Consider the following 15,256-nt stretch of genomic DNA (forward strand, 5'->3'; position numbering starts at 1 on the left):
AATCAGTTGCGTGGCAAGTCACCTTTTCGTCACGTCGCCGGGATCAGCACACGATGCCCGTCTACGTCGAAACGACGAAAAGCCATACCGTAAGCTTCCGCCAGATGAGCAGGCGTCAGCACCTCTTCTTGTTTGCCGCTACCCAGTAGCCGCCCGGCGCTCAGCAACCACACCTGCTGTGCATGGCGCAACGTATGGTTGAGGTCGTGGCTACTCATCACTACGGTCACGCCACCGCTCACCAGCTCCGCTATAAGCTTGTCCAGCGCAGTCTGTTGCGCTACATCAAGGCTATTCATTGGCTCATCCAGCAACAGCAACTGCCCGGAGGGATTCACCTCCGGGTGGATCTGTAAAATCACTGCGGCCAGCCTCACCCGCTGCCATTCACCGCCAGAAAGTTGATTGACTCTACGGCTAAGCTTGTCACCCAGCCCAAGCTTAGCGGCAATTTTCCCCAGACTGTGGGTTTGCGCTGTGTCGCGCTGATGCAACAGCAAATAGTGCCAGACTGGCATAGCAAAAGGCGGCGTCTGCTGCTGGGCAAGGTAAGCGCGATGCTGCGCCAGCGCCAGGGCGGGCCATTGTTCCAGCGGACGGTTGTTCAACAACACCTCGCCCTGCCCGCCAGATAGACCAGCAAGCCGGGAAAGTAGCGTGCTTTTCCCGGCACCATTTGGTCCGACCAGATGCAGAATCGCCGCCCGCTCAACCGATGCCGTAATCGGCCCCAGCCTGTCCGATTCTCCCACATTTTGCAGTTGCAACAGCGCTGACATTATTTCGTCAAAGCCTGTTTAACGGCCTGTTGCAAAGCCGGATCTTCCGGGGTCATATCCGGTGAGAAACGCTGAATCACCGTACCATCGCGGCCAATGAGGAATTTTTCGAAATTCCACAAAATATCACCCGGCTCTTTCGGCGCACGGCCTTTACTCTCCATACGCGCATAGAAACCGCTGCCTTCCGGCGCAACAGCAGACGGCGCGGCAGCGATCAATTTTTTATACAGCGGATGACGCGCGTCACCATTCACTTCAATTTTGCTGAACATCGGGAACGTCACGCCGTAAGTCGTGCTGCAAAAAGTTTTGATCTCCTCTTCCGAACCCGGCTCCTGGCCAAGGAACTGGTTGCAGGGGAATCCCAGCACCGTGAAGCCCTCACCGGCGAGCGTTTTTTGCAGGTTTTCCAGTTGCTCATACTGCGGCGTCAGGCCGCATTTAGATGCCACATTGACGATGAGTAATACATTACCGCGATAAGTTTCCAGCGTGGTCTGCTCACCATCAATGGTCGTGACTTCGGTATTCAGAATATCCTGTTGCATAGCGTACCCTTTGTTGATGTTATGGATTTCAGGCTTCACGCCCGACCTTTAATAATAACCAGATAAACACCGGCGCACCCAGCGTCGCCGTGACGACGCCGATGGGCAACTCAGCGGCACTGAGCGTCAGCCGTGCAACAATATCAGCGAACAACAGCGCCACCGCCCCCGCCAGCGCGCAACCAGGAAGCAGCACCCGGTGATCGGTCAGCCCGCAGAGACGTAAAATATGCGGGATCACCAGACCAATAAAGCCAATAGCTCCCGCCAGCGCAACGCTGACGCCTACCATCCAGCCCGTTGCCACCACCAGCAAATTTCGCCACAGCCATAGCGGCAGCCCCAACTGCCGGGCGGATATCTCACCCAGCGCCAGAACGTTCAGCGGTTTTGATTGAAAACAGACCCAGATCATCGCTGGTAGCAACGCCACCATCAGCCAGCTTTGTTGCCAGTCGACCCCGCCAAAACCGCCCATCATCCAGTACATAAGCTGGCGTAAATCGAATGAGGTAGAAAAGTAAACCGCCCACGTCATTAACGCTGTACAAATAATGCCAAGCGCTACGCCAGCAAGCAGCAGACGGCTGGTGGTGAGATGACGCCGGGCGAAGCGTAGCAGAATAAGCGTCACGATCAGCGCTCCGGCGATGGCGCACACACCCAGCGCCCAGCCTGGCAACATACCGCCGCCCAGCAGTACAGCGGCAATCAACCCGACGCCCGCGCCACTGGAGACCCCCAACAATCCCGGCTCCGCGAGCGGATTTTCAAAAAGCGCCTGCATCACTGCGCCGCAGAGCGCCAGCGCGGCACCCACCAGCACTACCGCCAGCGTACGGGGAAGACGAATTTGCCAGACAAAGAGCTGACCATCAGGAGTAAACCAGCCGCCTGGCGCGATCCATTGCTCGCCCGCACAGAGGCTAATAAACACAGAGAATAATAAAAGCAGCAATAATCCGCCAAGCCAGCGGCGATTTCGTTGCTGTTGAAGATGAGCGTATGCCAGCATGTTAACCGTTTTACCGTCAGTCAGGTGGCTGATTTTATGATTGATGCCGGGCGCTGAAAAGAAAAAAGGCCGCAGTGCGGCCTTTTTAGTTAGTTCATATCATTCAGCTTTGGGCGAAGCGTTTTCAACACGGCTCTTCAACTTCTGGCCGGGTCTGAAGGTCACCACGCGCCGGGCTGTAATGGGAATATCTTCGCCCGTTTTCGGGTTACGCCCCGGACGTTGATTTTTGTCGCGCAAATCGAAATTGCCAAAGCCGGAGAGTTTTACCTGCTCACCGTTTTCCAGAGCACGACGGATCTCTTCGAAAAACAGCTCTACCAGCTCTTTTGCGTCCCGCTTGCTAAGCCCGAGCTTATCAAACAGATATTCTGACATTTCAGCTTTTGTAAGCGCCATAGGTTCAATCCCTCAATGATGCCTGGAATCGCTCTTTTAATGCCTCTACACATCTGGCAACGGTAGCGGCAATCTCCTCTTCTTCGAGTGTACGGCTGGTATCCTGAAGGATCAGGCTAATGGCAAGGCTCTTATACCCCTCCGCTACACCCTTACCGCGGTACACGTCAAATAAGTTTACGCCAACTACCTGATTTACGCCAACTTTCTTACACTCGGCCAAAACATCTGCTGCGGGCACATTTTCAGCCACAACAACAGCGATATCACGACGGTTCGACGGGAAGCGTGAAATCTCCTGAGCCTGAGGAACCACGCGGTCTGCAAGCGCATTCCACTCCAGTTCAAACACCAAAGTGCGGCCGTTCAGATCGAGCTTACGTTCCAGTTCAGGGTGCACAACACCAATAAAACCAATACGTTTATCTTTCAGATAAATCGCCGCAGATTGTCCCGGATGGAGCGCCGGATTCGTTTCTGAGCGAAATTCAATGGCGGATAATTTGCCAGTCAGCTCCAGAATAGATTCCAGATCGCCTTTCAGGTCGAAGAAATCCACGCTGCCTTTTGCCAGATCCCAATGTTCTTCATAACGGTTGCCGCAAATGGCGCCCGCCAGCATGACATCCTGACGAATACCAAGATTTGCCTGGGTATCAGGGACAAAGCGCAGACCCGTTTCAAAAATACGCACGCGGCTCTGCTGGCGGTTCTGGTTATAAACGATAGTGCCCAACAAACCAGTCCACAGTGACAGACGCATTGCCGACATTTCGCTGGAGATCGGGCTTGGCAGGATCAACGCTTCTTCGCCCGGGTGGATCAATTGCTGCAATTTCGGATCAACGAAACTGTAGGTGATCACTTCCTGGTAGCCTTTGTCGTTGAGCATGGTTTTCACACGCTTCAGCGACAGATCCGCTTCACGGTGTTCGCCCATGACCAGACCGGCCTGAACCGGCGCATCCGGAATGTTGTTGTAGCCGTAAATACGCGCCACTTCTTCCACCAGATCTTCTTCGATTTCCATATCGAAACGCCAGCTCGGCGCAACGGCCAGCCATTCGTCCTGGCCTTCAGTGACTTCGCAACCAAGGCGCTTCAGGATATCGCTGACCTGCTCATCGGCAATATGATGACCAATCAGGCGATCCAGCTTGCTGCGGCGCAGACGAATGGTCGCACGTTTCGGCAGCTTAGCTTCATTCGTGACATCAATGATCGGACCCGCTTCGCCGCCGCAGATATCCAGCAACAGGCGAGTTGCGCGCTCCATGGCTTTGTACTGCAATTGTGGGTCGACACCGCGCTCATAACGATGTGAAGCATCAGTGTGCAGACCATGACGGCGTGCACGACCAGTAATAGAAAGCGGATTGAAGAAAGCGCATTCCAGCAGTACGTTCTGGGTTTCGCTGTTCACGCCAGAGTGTTCGCCGCCAAAGATACCGCCCATCGCCAGCGCTTTGTTATGGTCAGCAATAACCAGCGTGTCCGCGTTCAGTTTCGCTTCGCTGCCGTCCAGCAGCACCAGGGTTTCGCCCTCTTTTGCCATGCGCACCACGATGCCGCCCTCCAGGCGATCGCGGTCAAACGCGTGCATCGGCTGACCCAGTTCCAGCAGAACATAGTTGGTTACGTCCACAACAGCATCGATTGAACGAATACCGCAGCGACGCAGCTTCTCTTTCATCCACAGCGGAGTTGGCGCTTTAACATTGATGCCCTTCACTACTCGTCCGAGGTAGCGCGGGCAGGCATCGGCGGCTTCCACTGCGATCGGCAGCGTGTCGGTAATTGTCGCGACGACCGGCGAAATTTCCGGCGCCGTCAGCGGAGACTGGTTCAGTACCGCCACATCGCGCGCAACACCAATGATCCCTAAGCAATCCGCACGGTTCGGCGTGACGCTGATCTCAATGGTATTATCATCAAGCTTCAGGTATTCACGGATATCGGTGCCGATCGGCGCATCTGCCGGCAGTTCGATAATGCCGTTGTGATCGTCAGAAATACCGAGCTCGGAGAAGGAGCACAGCATGCCTTCTGACGGTTCGCCGCGGAGTTTTGCCGCCTTGATTTTGAAGTCACCAGGCAGTACCGCACCCACTGTCGCTACGGCGACTTTCAGGCCCAGACGGCAGTTCGGCGCGCCACAGACGATGTCCAGCAGGCGATCGCCGCCAACATTTACTTTCGTCACGCGCAGTTTGTCAGCGTTCGGGTGCTGGGCGCACTCCATCACTTCGCCAACCACAACACCATGAAACGCCCCGGCAACCGGCTCCACGCCGTCCACTTCCAGGCCAGCCATGGTGATTTGCCCTGACAGCGCTTCACTGTCAATGGCTGGATTGACCCATTCGCGTAACCACAGTTCACTGAATTTCATTGTTTTGCCTGCCTTTATTTAAACTGTTTGAGGAAACGCAGATCGCTTTCGAAGAATGCGCGCAAATCGGTAACGCCATAACGCAGCATGGTCAGACGCTCCATCCCCATGCCAAATGCGAAGCCGGAGTAAACTTCCGGATCGATTCCAACATTACGCAGTACGTTTGGATGCACCATGCCGCAGCCCAGCACTTCCAGCCATTTGCCGTTTTTACCCATTACATCGACTTCTGCAGACGGCTCAGTGAACGGGAAGTAAGACGGGCGGAAACGAATCTGCAGATCTTCTTCAAAGAAGTTACGCAGGAAGTCATGCAGTGTGCCTTTCAGGTTAGTAAAGCTGATGTTTTTATCCACGATCAGCCCTTCCATCTGATGGAACATTGGGGTATGCGTTTGGTCGTAGTCGTTACGGTAAACGCGTCCGGGGGCGATGATACGGATTGGCGGCTGCTGATTTTCCATGGTACGAATCTGCACACCAGAGGTCTGGGTACGCAGCAAACGAGTCGCGTCAAACCAGAAAGTATCGTGATCCGCACGTGCCGGGTGATGACCCGGAATATTCAGCGCGTCAAAGTTATGATAATCGTCTTCAATTTCCGGGCCGGTGGCGACGGTAAAGCCGAGCTCCCCGAAGAAACTCTCGATACGATCGATCGTACGGGTTACCGGGTGCAATCCCCCATTCTCCACGCGACGACCCGGCAGGGAGACATCGATGGTTTCGGCAGCCAGACGCGCATTCAGCGCAGCATTTTCCAGATCCGATTTACGGGCATTCAGCGCTTGCTGAACCTGCTCTTTTGCTTCATTGATCACTGCCCCGGCAGCCGGGCGCTCTTCTGGCGGCAGCTCACGCAGGGTGGTCATCTGAAGGGTCAGGTGCCCTTTTTTGCCCAGGTATTCGACGCGGACGTTGTCCAGAGCGGCGACATCTGAAGCATCGTTAATGGCTGCCTTCGCACTGGCAACCAGCTCTGCGAGATGTGACATGGTTTTCCTCGTTATATGACGATATTTACAAACGGCAGATACAAAAAAAGCCTCCACAGGGAGGCTTTCTGGCGCTGTTTTCCGTTTCTTCTTTCACGCGCTAGCCTCCCGGATTCAGGTGCTAAAGTAAAAAAAGAAGCGGAAAATAGCAGCATTCATGCTTGCGTTACCTTAACAGGGTAAGTGGCGGCGATGGGCTATTGAAAACACATCACTGCAAAATGTCAATGTATTGATAATGTTAAAGCAAAAGAGGGAGCCAAGCTCCCTCTCTTAAACTGGCTTATGCCAGAGCTGCTTTCGCTTTTTCAACCAGTGCAGAGAATGCCACTTTGTCGAATACGGCGATGTCAGCCAGGATCTTACGGTCGATTTCAACAGAGGCTTTTTTCAGGCCATTGATGAATTTGCTGTAAGAGATACCGTTCTGACGTGCTGCTGCGTTGATACGTGCAATCCACAGTTGACGGAACTGACGCTTTTTCTGACGACGGTCACGATAAGCGTACTGACCAGCTTTGATAACAGCCTGGAAGGCAACACGGTAAACGCGTGAACGCGCGCCGTAGTAACCTTTAGCTTGTTTCAAAATTTTCTTATGACGTGCACGTGCAATCACACCACGTTTTACGCGAGCCATATGCTCTCTCCTGTATCTATATTCTTAAAAAAGTTAAAAGGTTAACGACTTATGCGTACGGCAGGCACGCGATTACCAGACCCAGATCGCCTTTGGAAACCATGGCTTTCGGGCGCAGGTGACGTTTACGCTTAGTAGCTTTTTTGGTCAGAATATGACGCAGATTAGCGTGCTTGTGCTTAAAACCACCTTTACCGGTTTTTTTGAAGCGCTTAGCAGCACCGCGTACGGTCTTAATTTTTGGCATTTTTTAACTTCCACTTCGCATTGTTAATAAACGAAACAAAGGCGAACTAAACCCGTGAGCCTGTGGCCCATAGGTTTAATTACTTGATGGCCTTACTGTTTCTTCTTCGGAGCAAGCACCATAATCATCTGGCGGCCTTCGATCTTCGTTGGGAAGGATTCGACAACTGCCAGCTCATTCAGATCGTCTTTCACGCGATTAAGCACTTCCATACCGATCTGTTGGTGGGCCATTTCACGACCACGGAAACGCAGTGTGATCTTGGCCTTATCGCCCTCTTCGAGAAAGCGAATCAGGCTGCGGAGTTTTACCTGATAGTCGCCTTCATCTGTACCAGGTCGGAATTTAATTTCCTTAACCTGAATAACTTTTTGCTTCTTCTTCTGTTCCTTAGAAGATTTGCTCTTTTCATAGAGGAACTTGCCGTAATCCATTATACGGCAAACGGGCGGCTCGGCGTTAGGGCTAATTTCAACTAAATCAACCCCGGCTTCTTCAGCTTTTTCCAGAGCTTCTCTCAGACTCACAATACCAAGCTGCTCGCCTTCCAGACCTGTTAAGCGAACTTCCAGGGCGCGAATTTCGCCATTGATACGATTGGGACGCGCCGTTTGAACTCGTTTTCCGCCTTTAATACTTTATTCCTCCAATTGTTGAAGACTGCGGCTGCGAATCTCTTGCTGCAGCTGCTCGATAACATCATTTACGTCCAGGCTCCCCAGGTCTTTACCACGGCGGGTACGCACGGCAACTTTGCCGGCCTCAACCTCTTTGTCACCGCAAACCAGCATATAAGGGACGCGACGTAAAGTGTGCTCGCGGATTTTAAAGCCTATCTTCTCGTTTCTCAAGTCCGCTTTTACACGAATGCCCGCATTTTGCAGTTTACGCGTCAATTCGTTAACGTATTCAGACTGTGAATCGGTGATATTCATGACCACTACCTGCACCGGCGCCAGCCAGGTCGGGAAGAAGCCAGCGAACTCTTCAGTCAGGATGCCGATAAAGCGCTCCAGAGAACCAAGAATCGCGCGGTGAATCATCACCGGAACCTGACGTTCGTTGCTTTCGCCTACATAAGAGGCGTTCAGACGAGCCGGCAGGGAGAAATCAAGCTGTACTGTACCGCACTGCCATGCACGATCGAGGCAGTCATATAAGGTAAATTCAATTTTCGGACCGTAGAATGCGCCTTCACCCAGTTGGAATTCAAACGGGATATTGTTCTCTTCCAGCGCAACTGCCAAATCCGCCTCAGCACGATCCCACATCTCATCGCTACCGATACGTTTTTCCGGGCGAGTAGAGAGTTTGACGACGATTTTCTCAAAACCGAAGGTGCTGTACATATCGTAGACTAAACGAATACATGCGTTCACTTCATCGCGCACCTGCTCTTCCGTACAGAAGATATGGGCGTCATCCTGAGTGAAGCCACGTACACGCATCAAACCATGCAGCGCGCCTGACGGCTCATTGCGATGGCAGCTACCGAACTCAGCCATACGCAGCGGCAGATCGCGGTAGGATTTTAAGCCCTGGTTGAAAATCTGTACGTGACCCGGGCAGTTCATCGGCTTGATGCAGTATTCACGGTTCTCGGAAGACGTCGTAAACATCGCATCTTTGTAGTTGTCCCAGTGGCCGGTTTTTTCCCACAGCACACGGTCCATCATGAACGGGCCTTTCACTTCCTGATACTGGTACTCTTTCAGCTTAGAGCGAACAAATGTTTCCAGTTCACGGAAGATAGTCCAGCCATCGTTATGCCAGAAAACCATACCCGGAGCCTCTTCCTGCATATGATACAGGTCGAGTTGCTTACCGATTTTACGGTGATCGCGTTTTGCCGCTTCTTCCAGGCGTTGCAGATAGGCATTCAGCGCTTTTTTATCTGCCCACGCGGTGCCGTAGATACGCTGCAACATCTTGTTGTTGCTGTCGCCGCGCCAGTAAGCCCCTGCTGTTTTCATCAGTTTGAAGTGATGACAGAAACGCATGTTCGGCACGTGCGGACCACGGCACATGTCGATGTATTCCTGGTGATGATACAAGCCCGGCTTGTCATCATGCGCAATGCTTTCATCAAGGATGGAGACTTTATAGTTTTCGCCGCGTTTGACAAAGGTCTCGCGCGCTTCCTGCCAGCTCACTTTTTTCTTGATGACGTCGTAGTTGGTTTCGGCGAGCTCATGCATACGCTTTTCAAGCGCGTCGATGTCTTCCTGGGTCAGGGTGTGGTCAAGATCAACGTCATAATAGAAGCCGTTATCAATAACCGGGCCAATCGCCATTTTGGTATTCGGCCACAATTGCTTGATCGCATGGCCTAACAGGTGCGCACAGGAGTGACGGATAATTTCCAGACCATCGTCATCTTTAGCGGTGATGATGGCGAGGTTGGCATCACTGTTGATTACATCGGAAGCATCAACCAGTTCGCCATTAACGCGCCCAGCGATACAGGCTTTCGCCAGTCCCGGACCGATATCCAGCGCAACATCCATAGGGCTTACGGCGTGGTCGTAATGGCGTTGGCTGCCATCAGGAAGAGTAATTACAGGCATTTCATTTCCTTATTTGCAGTGGTGCCCCACACGAAAGAGCACATACAAAATTAAATAATGTATTTATATCAGCACGTTAAGAATGTTTATTTGCTTCACTCTGCAAACTGTGCACACCAGAATGTACGAAAACCTGGCTGTGCCCATCCCCACCTGTTGATAACGCCCCACAATAGTACACGGCATCGCGGCGACATAAAAGCGTGAACAGAATCATATTCCTGGCGTACATCGCAGGGATCATGCCAGTCACGTCATCATGGCGCGATAACAACAATAAATTCGCCGTCAATGACGTTCCCATAATACGGATAATTATACCACTCAGCCGTTTTATATGCGCTACCGCAAAAAATATAACGAATTCACATTTCATCCATCATATCCTCAATTTCACATGATGAAATCAAGCGAAAAAATATTCATCGTTTTACTGGAATAACTAACAAACCTGACTGAATCATTTTTACCGTCCTGTGATCTCATTAGAACAAATGACGGGAGTGTTTATTGTGAATAAGGAAAAGAGTAATCATGATGCAACACACAGCAATAGAAATGCCTGTCGGCAAATTTAAAAAACTAAGAGCACTCAACAGACGGCGTAATTATCTTATAAAAAAAATACGTATGCTGTTACGCATTTATATTGCAAAAATGCTATGGGACAGTCCTGCCCGAAGCGAACTGAATTTAATCTCAGCGAGAAAAGTTCTGTTGATGCGCAACGAAGGAGCAATCGGCGATGTCGTCGTCGATTCCGCACTGGTTAAATGTCTGCACGAGTCAGGATATATCGTTGATTTTCTGCTGACAAAATCAAACAGCCAGGTAATGCGCTATAATCCCCGCATTCGCCATATTTACGAGGCAGAGGATGTCACTTCTGCCAGCTACCTCAAAAAATTCACCCATAATGTCCCCCGTTCTGTGATTACTGAGTTAGCCAGTAATAAATACGATATTGTTATCGACCCCTCCCTTTTTGATATTCCGGTACATCGGTTGTTGTTATTAAGGCAAATAAATGCCAAAGCAGTATTAGGATTTAACAAATGGCCCTCTATTAACCATTATACAAAATCCTTTGATTTTGATTGCGCAAACTTGCATGTCAGCAAAACCTTTTCCTGCATCGCTGACTGCATGCAGTTAGATAAAAAACAACTGGAAACTTATGACCTGCATATCCCACAGGATATTTATGCTGAGACACAACAATTTCTGGCAGCCATCGAAGGCCGTAAGATTATCATTAATATCTTTGCCGGTAATGAGGATCGCTGCTTATCCCAGACTCAGCTTGCAGTAATTATTGAACAGTTGCAGATCGCGTATCCTGCGGTAAATATTATTTTGCTCGATCACCGTAAAGAGATCCACCTGCCACTCCCCGACAAAGTCGTCATAAATCCCTTTAAAACCCTGCATCATGCAATGGCTCTTATTGCGCAAGCCGATCTGATTATCTCGCCCGATACTTCGATCGTGCATATGGCGGCAGCCTGGCAGAAACCGCTCATTGCTATCTACAAAGATGTACGGCTCAACAATCAGCTTTGGGCGCCGGGATACGAAAACGCAAGGCAGATCATCATCAAATGTGGAAAGGTGCATCAAAAGCAGGATATCGCCAGTTTAATCATGGCGGAAATTGATCCCGCCCGATTGAGATAACGCATTTCCTACGTGAGTTGTCAGTTCACAGCAACTGGCAATTCAGTAAGTTAGCTCCCGATACCTTCACATCAGCGGCAACCTCCCACCACGTTTTCGGCCTGCCGCAGAAAAAAACGTACAAAATGGAATTTCCGGGATATAACAGCAAGTGAGTGCTTTTTATTCACTCCAGCGTGGCAGCTCCGCACGTCTGAAAACAGGATATCCATAACCGGCAGTGATGATTGTTATTGTGAAAAAATGTTTCAAAATTAATCGCATAGCATGCGTTTAATCTGATTTTTAGTGGCCACCTTGACACAACAGTACCACTGGCAGTCTAGTTGGCTTCCCATTAACATCTAACTCAATGATAAAGCATGGCAATCGTTTATCCCGTTATCATTATCGCGCTCCTTGCGATCATTATTTTTTCGTTTTATAAGCACCGCAGCATGAAATCAGCAAGAAGCTTACCGGGTCGTCATAAAAAGCGGCGCTGACGGCGCCAGGCTGCTTTGAAGGACAAACTCGCACTCACAAAAGGCACGCGCAAGCGTGCCTTTCTTCATTATTTATCAGGATTGATACCCCAAGGCGCGAATCACTGTTTCCATTGCTTCCTGCGTTAATGCAGAACGCGTAACTCGCTTATTTGCCAGCATCGTTCTGACCACGCCAGCAATGACAACATGCTTTGGCTCCTGTCCCAGATCGCGCATCTCGAGCACTACCTTCCCCACCACCCGGCACATCTCCTCGTATAATGCCTCATCTTTGGAATTCCCCATTGTTCCTCCGGTTGTTGTGGTTTTTTGCCTCGCTTAATCGGCATCAGGATAGGGATAAACACTCCCTTTGTAACCTCCTGCAGACAACTTCCTTCACTTTCAATCGGATGCACATATATTAAACTGACTTATAAATTTACCTTAAAGTTACCTGCCTCCACTGCCGATGAATGATTCATTAGAAGCACGGATAAGTTAGCTCAGCGATGCAGACGATTAATTACAATGAAATGGTCGGTCTCAATCTGTCCACCCGCCAGAAAACGGCATCAGCATTACAGGAATCTATTGCACGATTATCGTCTGGATTGCGCATCAACGGTGCGAAAGACGACGCTGCAGGCCAGGCGATTGTTAACCGCATGCGCGCCAATGTTAATTCGGATACCGTGATTTCACGCGGGCTTGACGATGCCATGAGTATGGCGCAAACCGCCGAAGACAGCCTGGGTACCGTCGGTGAATTGTTGATCCGAGCGAAAAGCCTGGCCATCCAGTCCGGTAACAGTACGTTGTCGGTAAGTGACCGGGAAAGTTTGCATGCTGAATATCAAGAAATTCTTGAAAATATTCAGTATCTTTCAGAAAACACAGAGATTTTTGGTCGCTACCCACTGGCCACCGACACCCCGGATCTGCCGCCAGAGTTAATCGGTAATGTTCCGCCGCTGGACACGAAATTTCCCGTTGCAGGAACGAATTACACATTCAGCTCGGGAATTGTTTCTCTGGCGTATATTCCCGCGGGGGCGAAGGATATCACCCTCACTATTGATTCATTGGGACTTGACGATGACATTCAGCTCTTCACGCGCGATGGCAAGCACCTTGCCGGTACGCCGATCGCCGGTACCGATCCGGATTACACCTGGAAAAGCCGCGGTATTACCACCCCGGCAAAAGCGACCAGCCGCGTACTGACCGAGGCCAACGGTTTTGAGGCAGGTGCAATCTATGATGATTCATTATTGATAGAAGGAGGTTCCAGTTGGGTGCTGAATGGCAGCGCAACGCTTAATTACGACGGCATGACCATCCGATACAGCGGTGATGGCGATCGCTACGAATCCGGCAAAGCCTACAACGACGGCAGTAATGGTTCCAACCGGCTGGAACGAATCAAAATAGATAACGTTACGGAAGATTTGGTGGTGATGATTGTCGGTAGCGGCTCGTTTACCAGTAACCTGAACTGGGGCACCCTGCCCACGCCAAAAATCACGCCCGCCGAACCGCCAAAGCAGAGTTTTCCCTGGGAGGTGGTCACCAGTGCAAATTTTGATGGCGAGGTGGGTGCCGTTACGATGCCGACCACGCCGGCCGATCTGAAATCGTTGGGGTTACTGAATACCGATATTCGTTCGATGGCGACCGCTGGTGATGCGATGGGAACACTCGATAGCGCGCTGGAGAAAGTCAGTCGCTATCGTTCTCAGTACGGTGCGTTCATTAATCGCTTTGAATCGTCAAAATCAGTGCTGGCGCAACAAAATATGGCCACACAGGCGGCAAAAAGCCGCATTGAAGACGCAGATTATGCACTGGAAATCAGCAAGATGGTGAAAGCACAAATATTACAACAGGGGCAGGATGCCGTACTCAAAGTGGCAAATCAATCGGCAGAAAATATTTTATCTTTGTTGCGGAGTTAAACAGACAACCTATTTAACACCTGTAGTTCTTTAAATATCACCGTCAGTTTTCGTCAATGTTTAATAAAATACAGAGCGCTAATTTTACATTAGGGGATAATTAAAAAAACCGGTACTACACTCTCCGGTTTTTCAAAGTTAATGAATTAACTAAGAATCTACTTAATTCCATTCACCAGCAACCAGCGTATGCGCATCAAACGCCTGATCGTTGGTTCCGTGAGTAGATTGTGCGACCGGCACCATATTGGAGCCTGCTTCAATGTTAGTGATATTCGTGTTGCTCTGGCTGGCTGAAGTAACAGGCTGAGCCGCGAAGACGCCAAAAGAGAGTGCAGAAAGCACCACGGCAACTGCGGCAGTTTTGATTGTTTTCATAATTAAGTTCTCTTTCTGTAATACGAACATTATTTGCTGGGCCGTTTTTCCGCCCGTAAAACCAGTGTAGATCTGGATCACACTTTTGCCCAGTCAATTTATTTATCCATTCGTGTCAAATAAACTGAATATGTGTCCAGGTAATTAATTATGAAGACAATATGGAGAGAGGAATTTACTTAAATAAAACTGAATATAAGGCGCGATAAAATAGCACAAATAAACAAAAACAGTGGGCCGGAATTTCCGGCCCGGCGTATTACATTTTATAACCTAACGTAACCGTCGTTCTGCGATCGGTATGATCCGGCGCAGTTGAAGGCGGCTGGGAGTTCCAGGTCAGGTAATAACCTACTTTCAACGCGAAATGGGCATTGATAGCCACTTCCAGCGCTGTTTCTGAGTTCACTGTGGTGTCATCCGCGCCAAACACAGACACACCCTGCGTGAATTTGGTGGTGTCAGTCACTTGCCAGGTATAAGTACCGGATGCATAACCCAGCGCGGTGGTTTTGGTGTTGTCATCGGTGTACTTGTCGTAACGTACACCAGGACCGAATTCAAAGCGCAGGCTATGAACCGGGCCATTCAGGAACTGACGACCATAACCGGCGGTAAATACATCACGATCCTGATAACCGTTATAGCGATCGGTCAACCAACTGGCCTGGCCGAAAATATAGTCATAATCCGTCAGGTTATAACGACTACGGCCGCCAACGGCGTATTTCTCAGACGAACGAACATCGTTCGATGAGGTATTACTGGCGTTGCCCCACAGAGACCAGGCCGTGGTATTGCCGTACCAGGTCAGGGTGGAATCGGCAGTCAAAGAGGAGCTCTTTGTGTTGCCGGACTGCGCCAGATAGCCGCCGTTCACGCTACCTTCAAACGGGTGTTTCGCGGTGGATGGGTCATCCATGACAGTAAAAACGGTATCATCTGCGGCAGCATTCATTGCCGCAAATACGCCCGCGACCAGTGCAAACGCGGGTACTGTCTTCAAAAGCTTCATTTTTTTAGAGTCCGAACAGCAAAAAAAAGAGACCATCACGGTCCCGGAAACTTTCATCAGGATCAACGACTAACGTTCCAAAGAAAGGTAACAAATTATAAAAAGGCCGCTTAAACATATCAATGAAATATTATTGGAATTTTTGAATAAGAGAGATCTCAAAAACTACAAAA

Annotated in this window: 16 protein-coding genes and 1 other annotated feature; of the genes, 2 read left to right on the forward strand and 14 right to left on the reverse strand. The window is 50.2% G+C overall.

Features of this window, described 5'->3' with window-relative positions:
* Nucleotides 1-29: 29 nt before the first annotated feature.
* From btuD to thrS, 11 genes are all read right to left on the reverse strand, one after another.
* Nucleotides 30-779: a vitamin B12 ABC transporter ATP-binding protein BtuD gene (gene btuD, locus DK872_RS00980; protein WP_161517908.1), complete on the reverse strand. Its 750-nt coding sequence runs from the start codon at nucleotides 777-779 to the stop codon at nucleotides 30-32.
* Nucleotides 779-1,330, reverse strand: a complete 552-nt coding sequence (locus DK872_RS00985) for a glutathione peroxidase (protein ID WP_035886103.1) — start codon at nucleotides 1,328-1,330, stop codon at nucleotides 779-781. The genes btuD and DK872_RS00985 overlap by 1 nt, the downstream gene beginning before the upstream one ends.
* Before the next feature lie 28 nt (nucleotides 1,331-1,358).
* Nucleotides 1,359-2,345, reverse strand: coding sequence for a vitamin B12 ABC transporter permease BtuC (btuC, locus tag DK872_RS00990; protein ID WP_035886105.1), 987 nt, complete (start codon nucleotides 2,343-2,345; stop codon nucleotides 1,359-1,361).
* A 99-nt stretch (nucleotides 2,346-2,444) separates the two neighbouring features.
* A complete protein-coding gene (ihfA, locus tag DK872_RS00995) occupies nucleotides 2,445-2,744 on the reverse strand; it encodes an integration host factor subunit alpha (protein ID WP_006820203.1) in 300 nt (99 codons plus the stop codon).
* 4 nt (nucleotides 2,745-2,748) lie between these two features.
* Complete coding sequence (pheT, locus tag DK872_RS01000; protein ID WP_161517909.1) at nucleotides 2,749-5,136, reverse strand: phenylalanine--tRNA ligase subunit beta; 2,388 nt, start codon at nucleotides 5,134-5,136, stop codon at nucleotides 2,749-2,751.
* A 14-nt stretch (nucleotides 5,137-5,150) separates the two neighbouring features.
* Complete coding sequence (gene pheS / locus DK872_RS01005) at nucleotides 5,151-6,134, reverse strand: phenylalanine--tRNA ligase subunit alpha (protein ID WP_161517910.1); 984 nt, start codon at nucleotides 6,132-6,134, stop codon at nucleotides 5,151-5,153.
* A gap of 40 nt (nucleotides 6,135-6,174) precedes the next feature.
* Nucleotides 6,175-6,298 (reverse strand) — a sequence feature (Phe leader region).
* Complete coding sequence (gene pheM / locus DK872_RS01010) at nucleotides 6,249-6,293, reverse strand: pheST operon leader peptide PheM (RefSeq protein WP_001386830.1); 45 nt, start codon at nucleotides 6,291-6,293, stop codon at nucleotides 6,249-6,251. Its footprint overlaps the feature before it by 45 nt.
* 119 nt (nucleotides 6,299-6,417) lie before the next feature.
* Nucleotides 6,418-6,774, reverse strand: coding sequence for a 50S ribosomal protein L20 (rplT, locus tag DK872_RS01015; RefSeq protein ID WP_007374646.1), 357 nt, complete (start codon nucleotides 6,772-6,774; stop codon nucleotides 6,418-6,420).
* A 49-nt stretch (nucleotides 6,775-6,823) separates the two neighbouring features.
* A complete protein-coding gene (gene rpmI / locus DK872_RS01020) occupies nucleotides 6,824-7,021 on the reverse strand; it encodes a 50S ribosomal protein L35 (RefSeq protein WP_001124225.1) in 198 nt (65 codons plus the stop codon).
* A 92-nt stretch (nucleotides 7,022-7,113) separates the two neighbouring features.
* Nucleotides 7,114-7,656 (reverse strand): translation initiation factor IF-3, encoded by a 543-nt coding sequence (gene infC / locus DK872_RS01025; RefSeq protein WP_071532057.1) that lies wholly within the window; start codon nucleotides 7,654-7,656, stop codon nucleotides 7,114-7,116.
* 3 nt (nucleotides 7,657-7,659) lie between these two features.
* Nucleotides 7,660-9,588: a threonine--tRNA ligase gene (gene thrS / locus DK872_RS01030; RefSeq protein WP_072440574.1), complete on the reverse strand. Its 1,929-nt coding sequence runs from the start codon at nucleotides 9,586-9,588 to the stop codon at nucleotides 7,660-7,662.
* A gap of 534 nt (nucleotides 9,589-10,122) precedes the next feature.
* Here thrS and DK872_RS01035 point away from each other — a divergent pair.
* The gene (locus DK872_RS01035; protein ID WP_007374643.1) at nucleotides 10,123-11,265 is read left to right on the forward strand and encodes a glycosyltransferase family 9 protein; all 1,143 of its coding nucleotides are present in this window, start codon (nucleotides 10,123-10,125) and stop codon (nucleotides 11,263-11,265) included.
* A 560-nt stretch (nucleotides 11,266-11,825) separates the two neighbouring features.
* Here the strand turns inward: DK872_RS01035 and fumD are convergent.
* A complete protein-coding gene (gene fumD / locus DK872_RS01040; protein ID WP_035886110.1) occupies nucleotides 11,826-12,038 on the reverse strand; it encodes a fumarate hydratase FumD in 213 nt (70 codons plus the stop codon).
* A gap of 206 nt (nucleotides 12,039-12,244) precedes the next feature.
* Between fumD and DK872_RS01045 the strand changes: the two genes are divergently transcribed.
* A complete protein-coding gene (locus tag DK872_RS01045; RefSeq protein WP_161517913.1) occupies nucleotides 12,245-13,690 on the forward strand; it encodes a flagellin in 1,446 nt (481 codons plus the stop codon).
* A gap of 162 nt (nucleotides 13,691-13,852) precedes the next feature.
* On the opposite strand, the gene DK872_RS01050 is transcribed toward DK872_RS01045, so the two are convergent.
* Nucleotides 13,853-14,068 carry a hypothetical protein gene (locus tag DK872_RS01050; RefSeq protein WP_035886409.1) on the reverse strand — a complete coding sequence of 72 codons (216 nt, stop codon included), beginning with the start codon at nucleotides 14,066-14,068 and terminating at the stop codon, nucleotides 13,853-13,855.
* 259 nt (nucleotides 14,069-14,327) lie between these two features.
* Nucleotides 14,328-15,083, reverse strand: coding sequence for a YdiY family protein (locus DK872_RS01055; RefSeq protein ID WP_007374637.1), 756 nt, complete (start codon nucleotides 15,081-15,083; stop codon nucleotides 14,328-14,330).
* Nucleotides 15,084-15,256 lie beyond the last annotated feature (173 nt).

This window comes from Kosakonia sp. MH5 (genome assembly GCF_009935945.1).
Lineage (GTDB): Bacteria > Pseudomonadota > Gammaproteobacteria > Enterobacterales > Enterobacteriaceae > Kosakonia > Kosakonia radicincitans.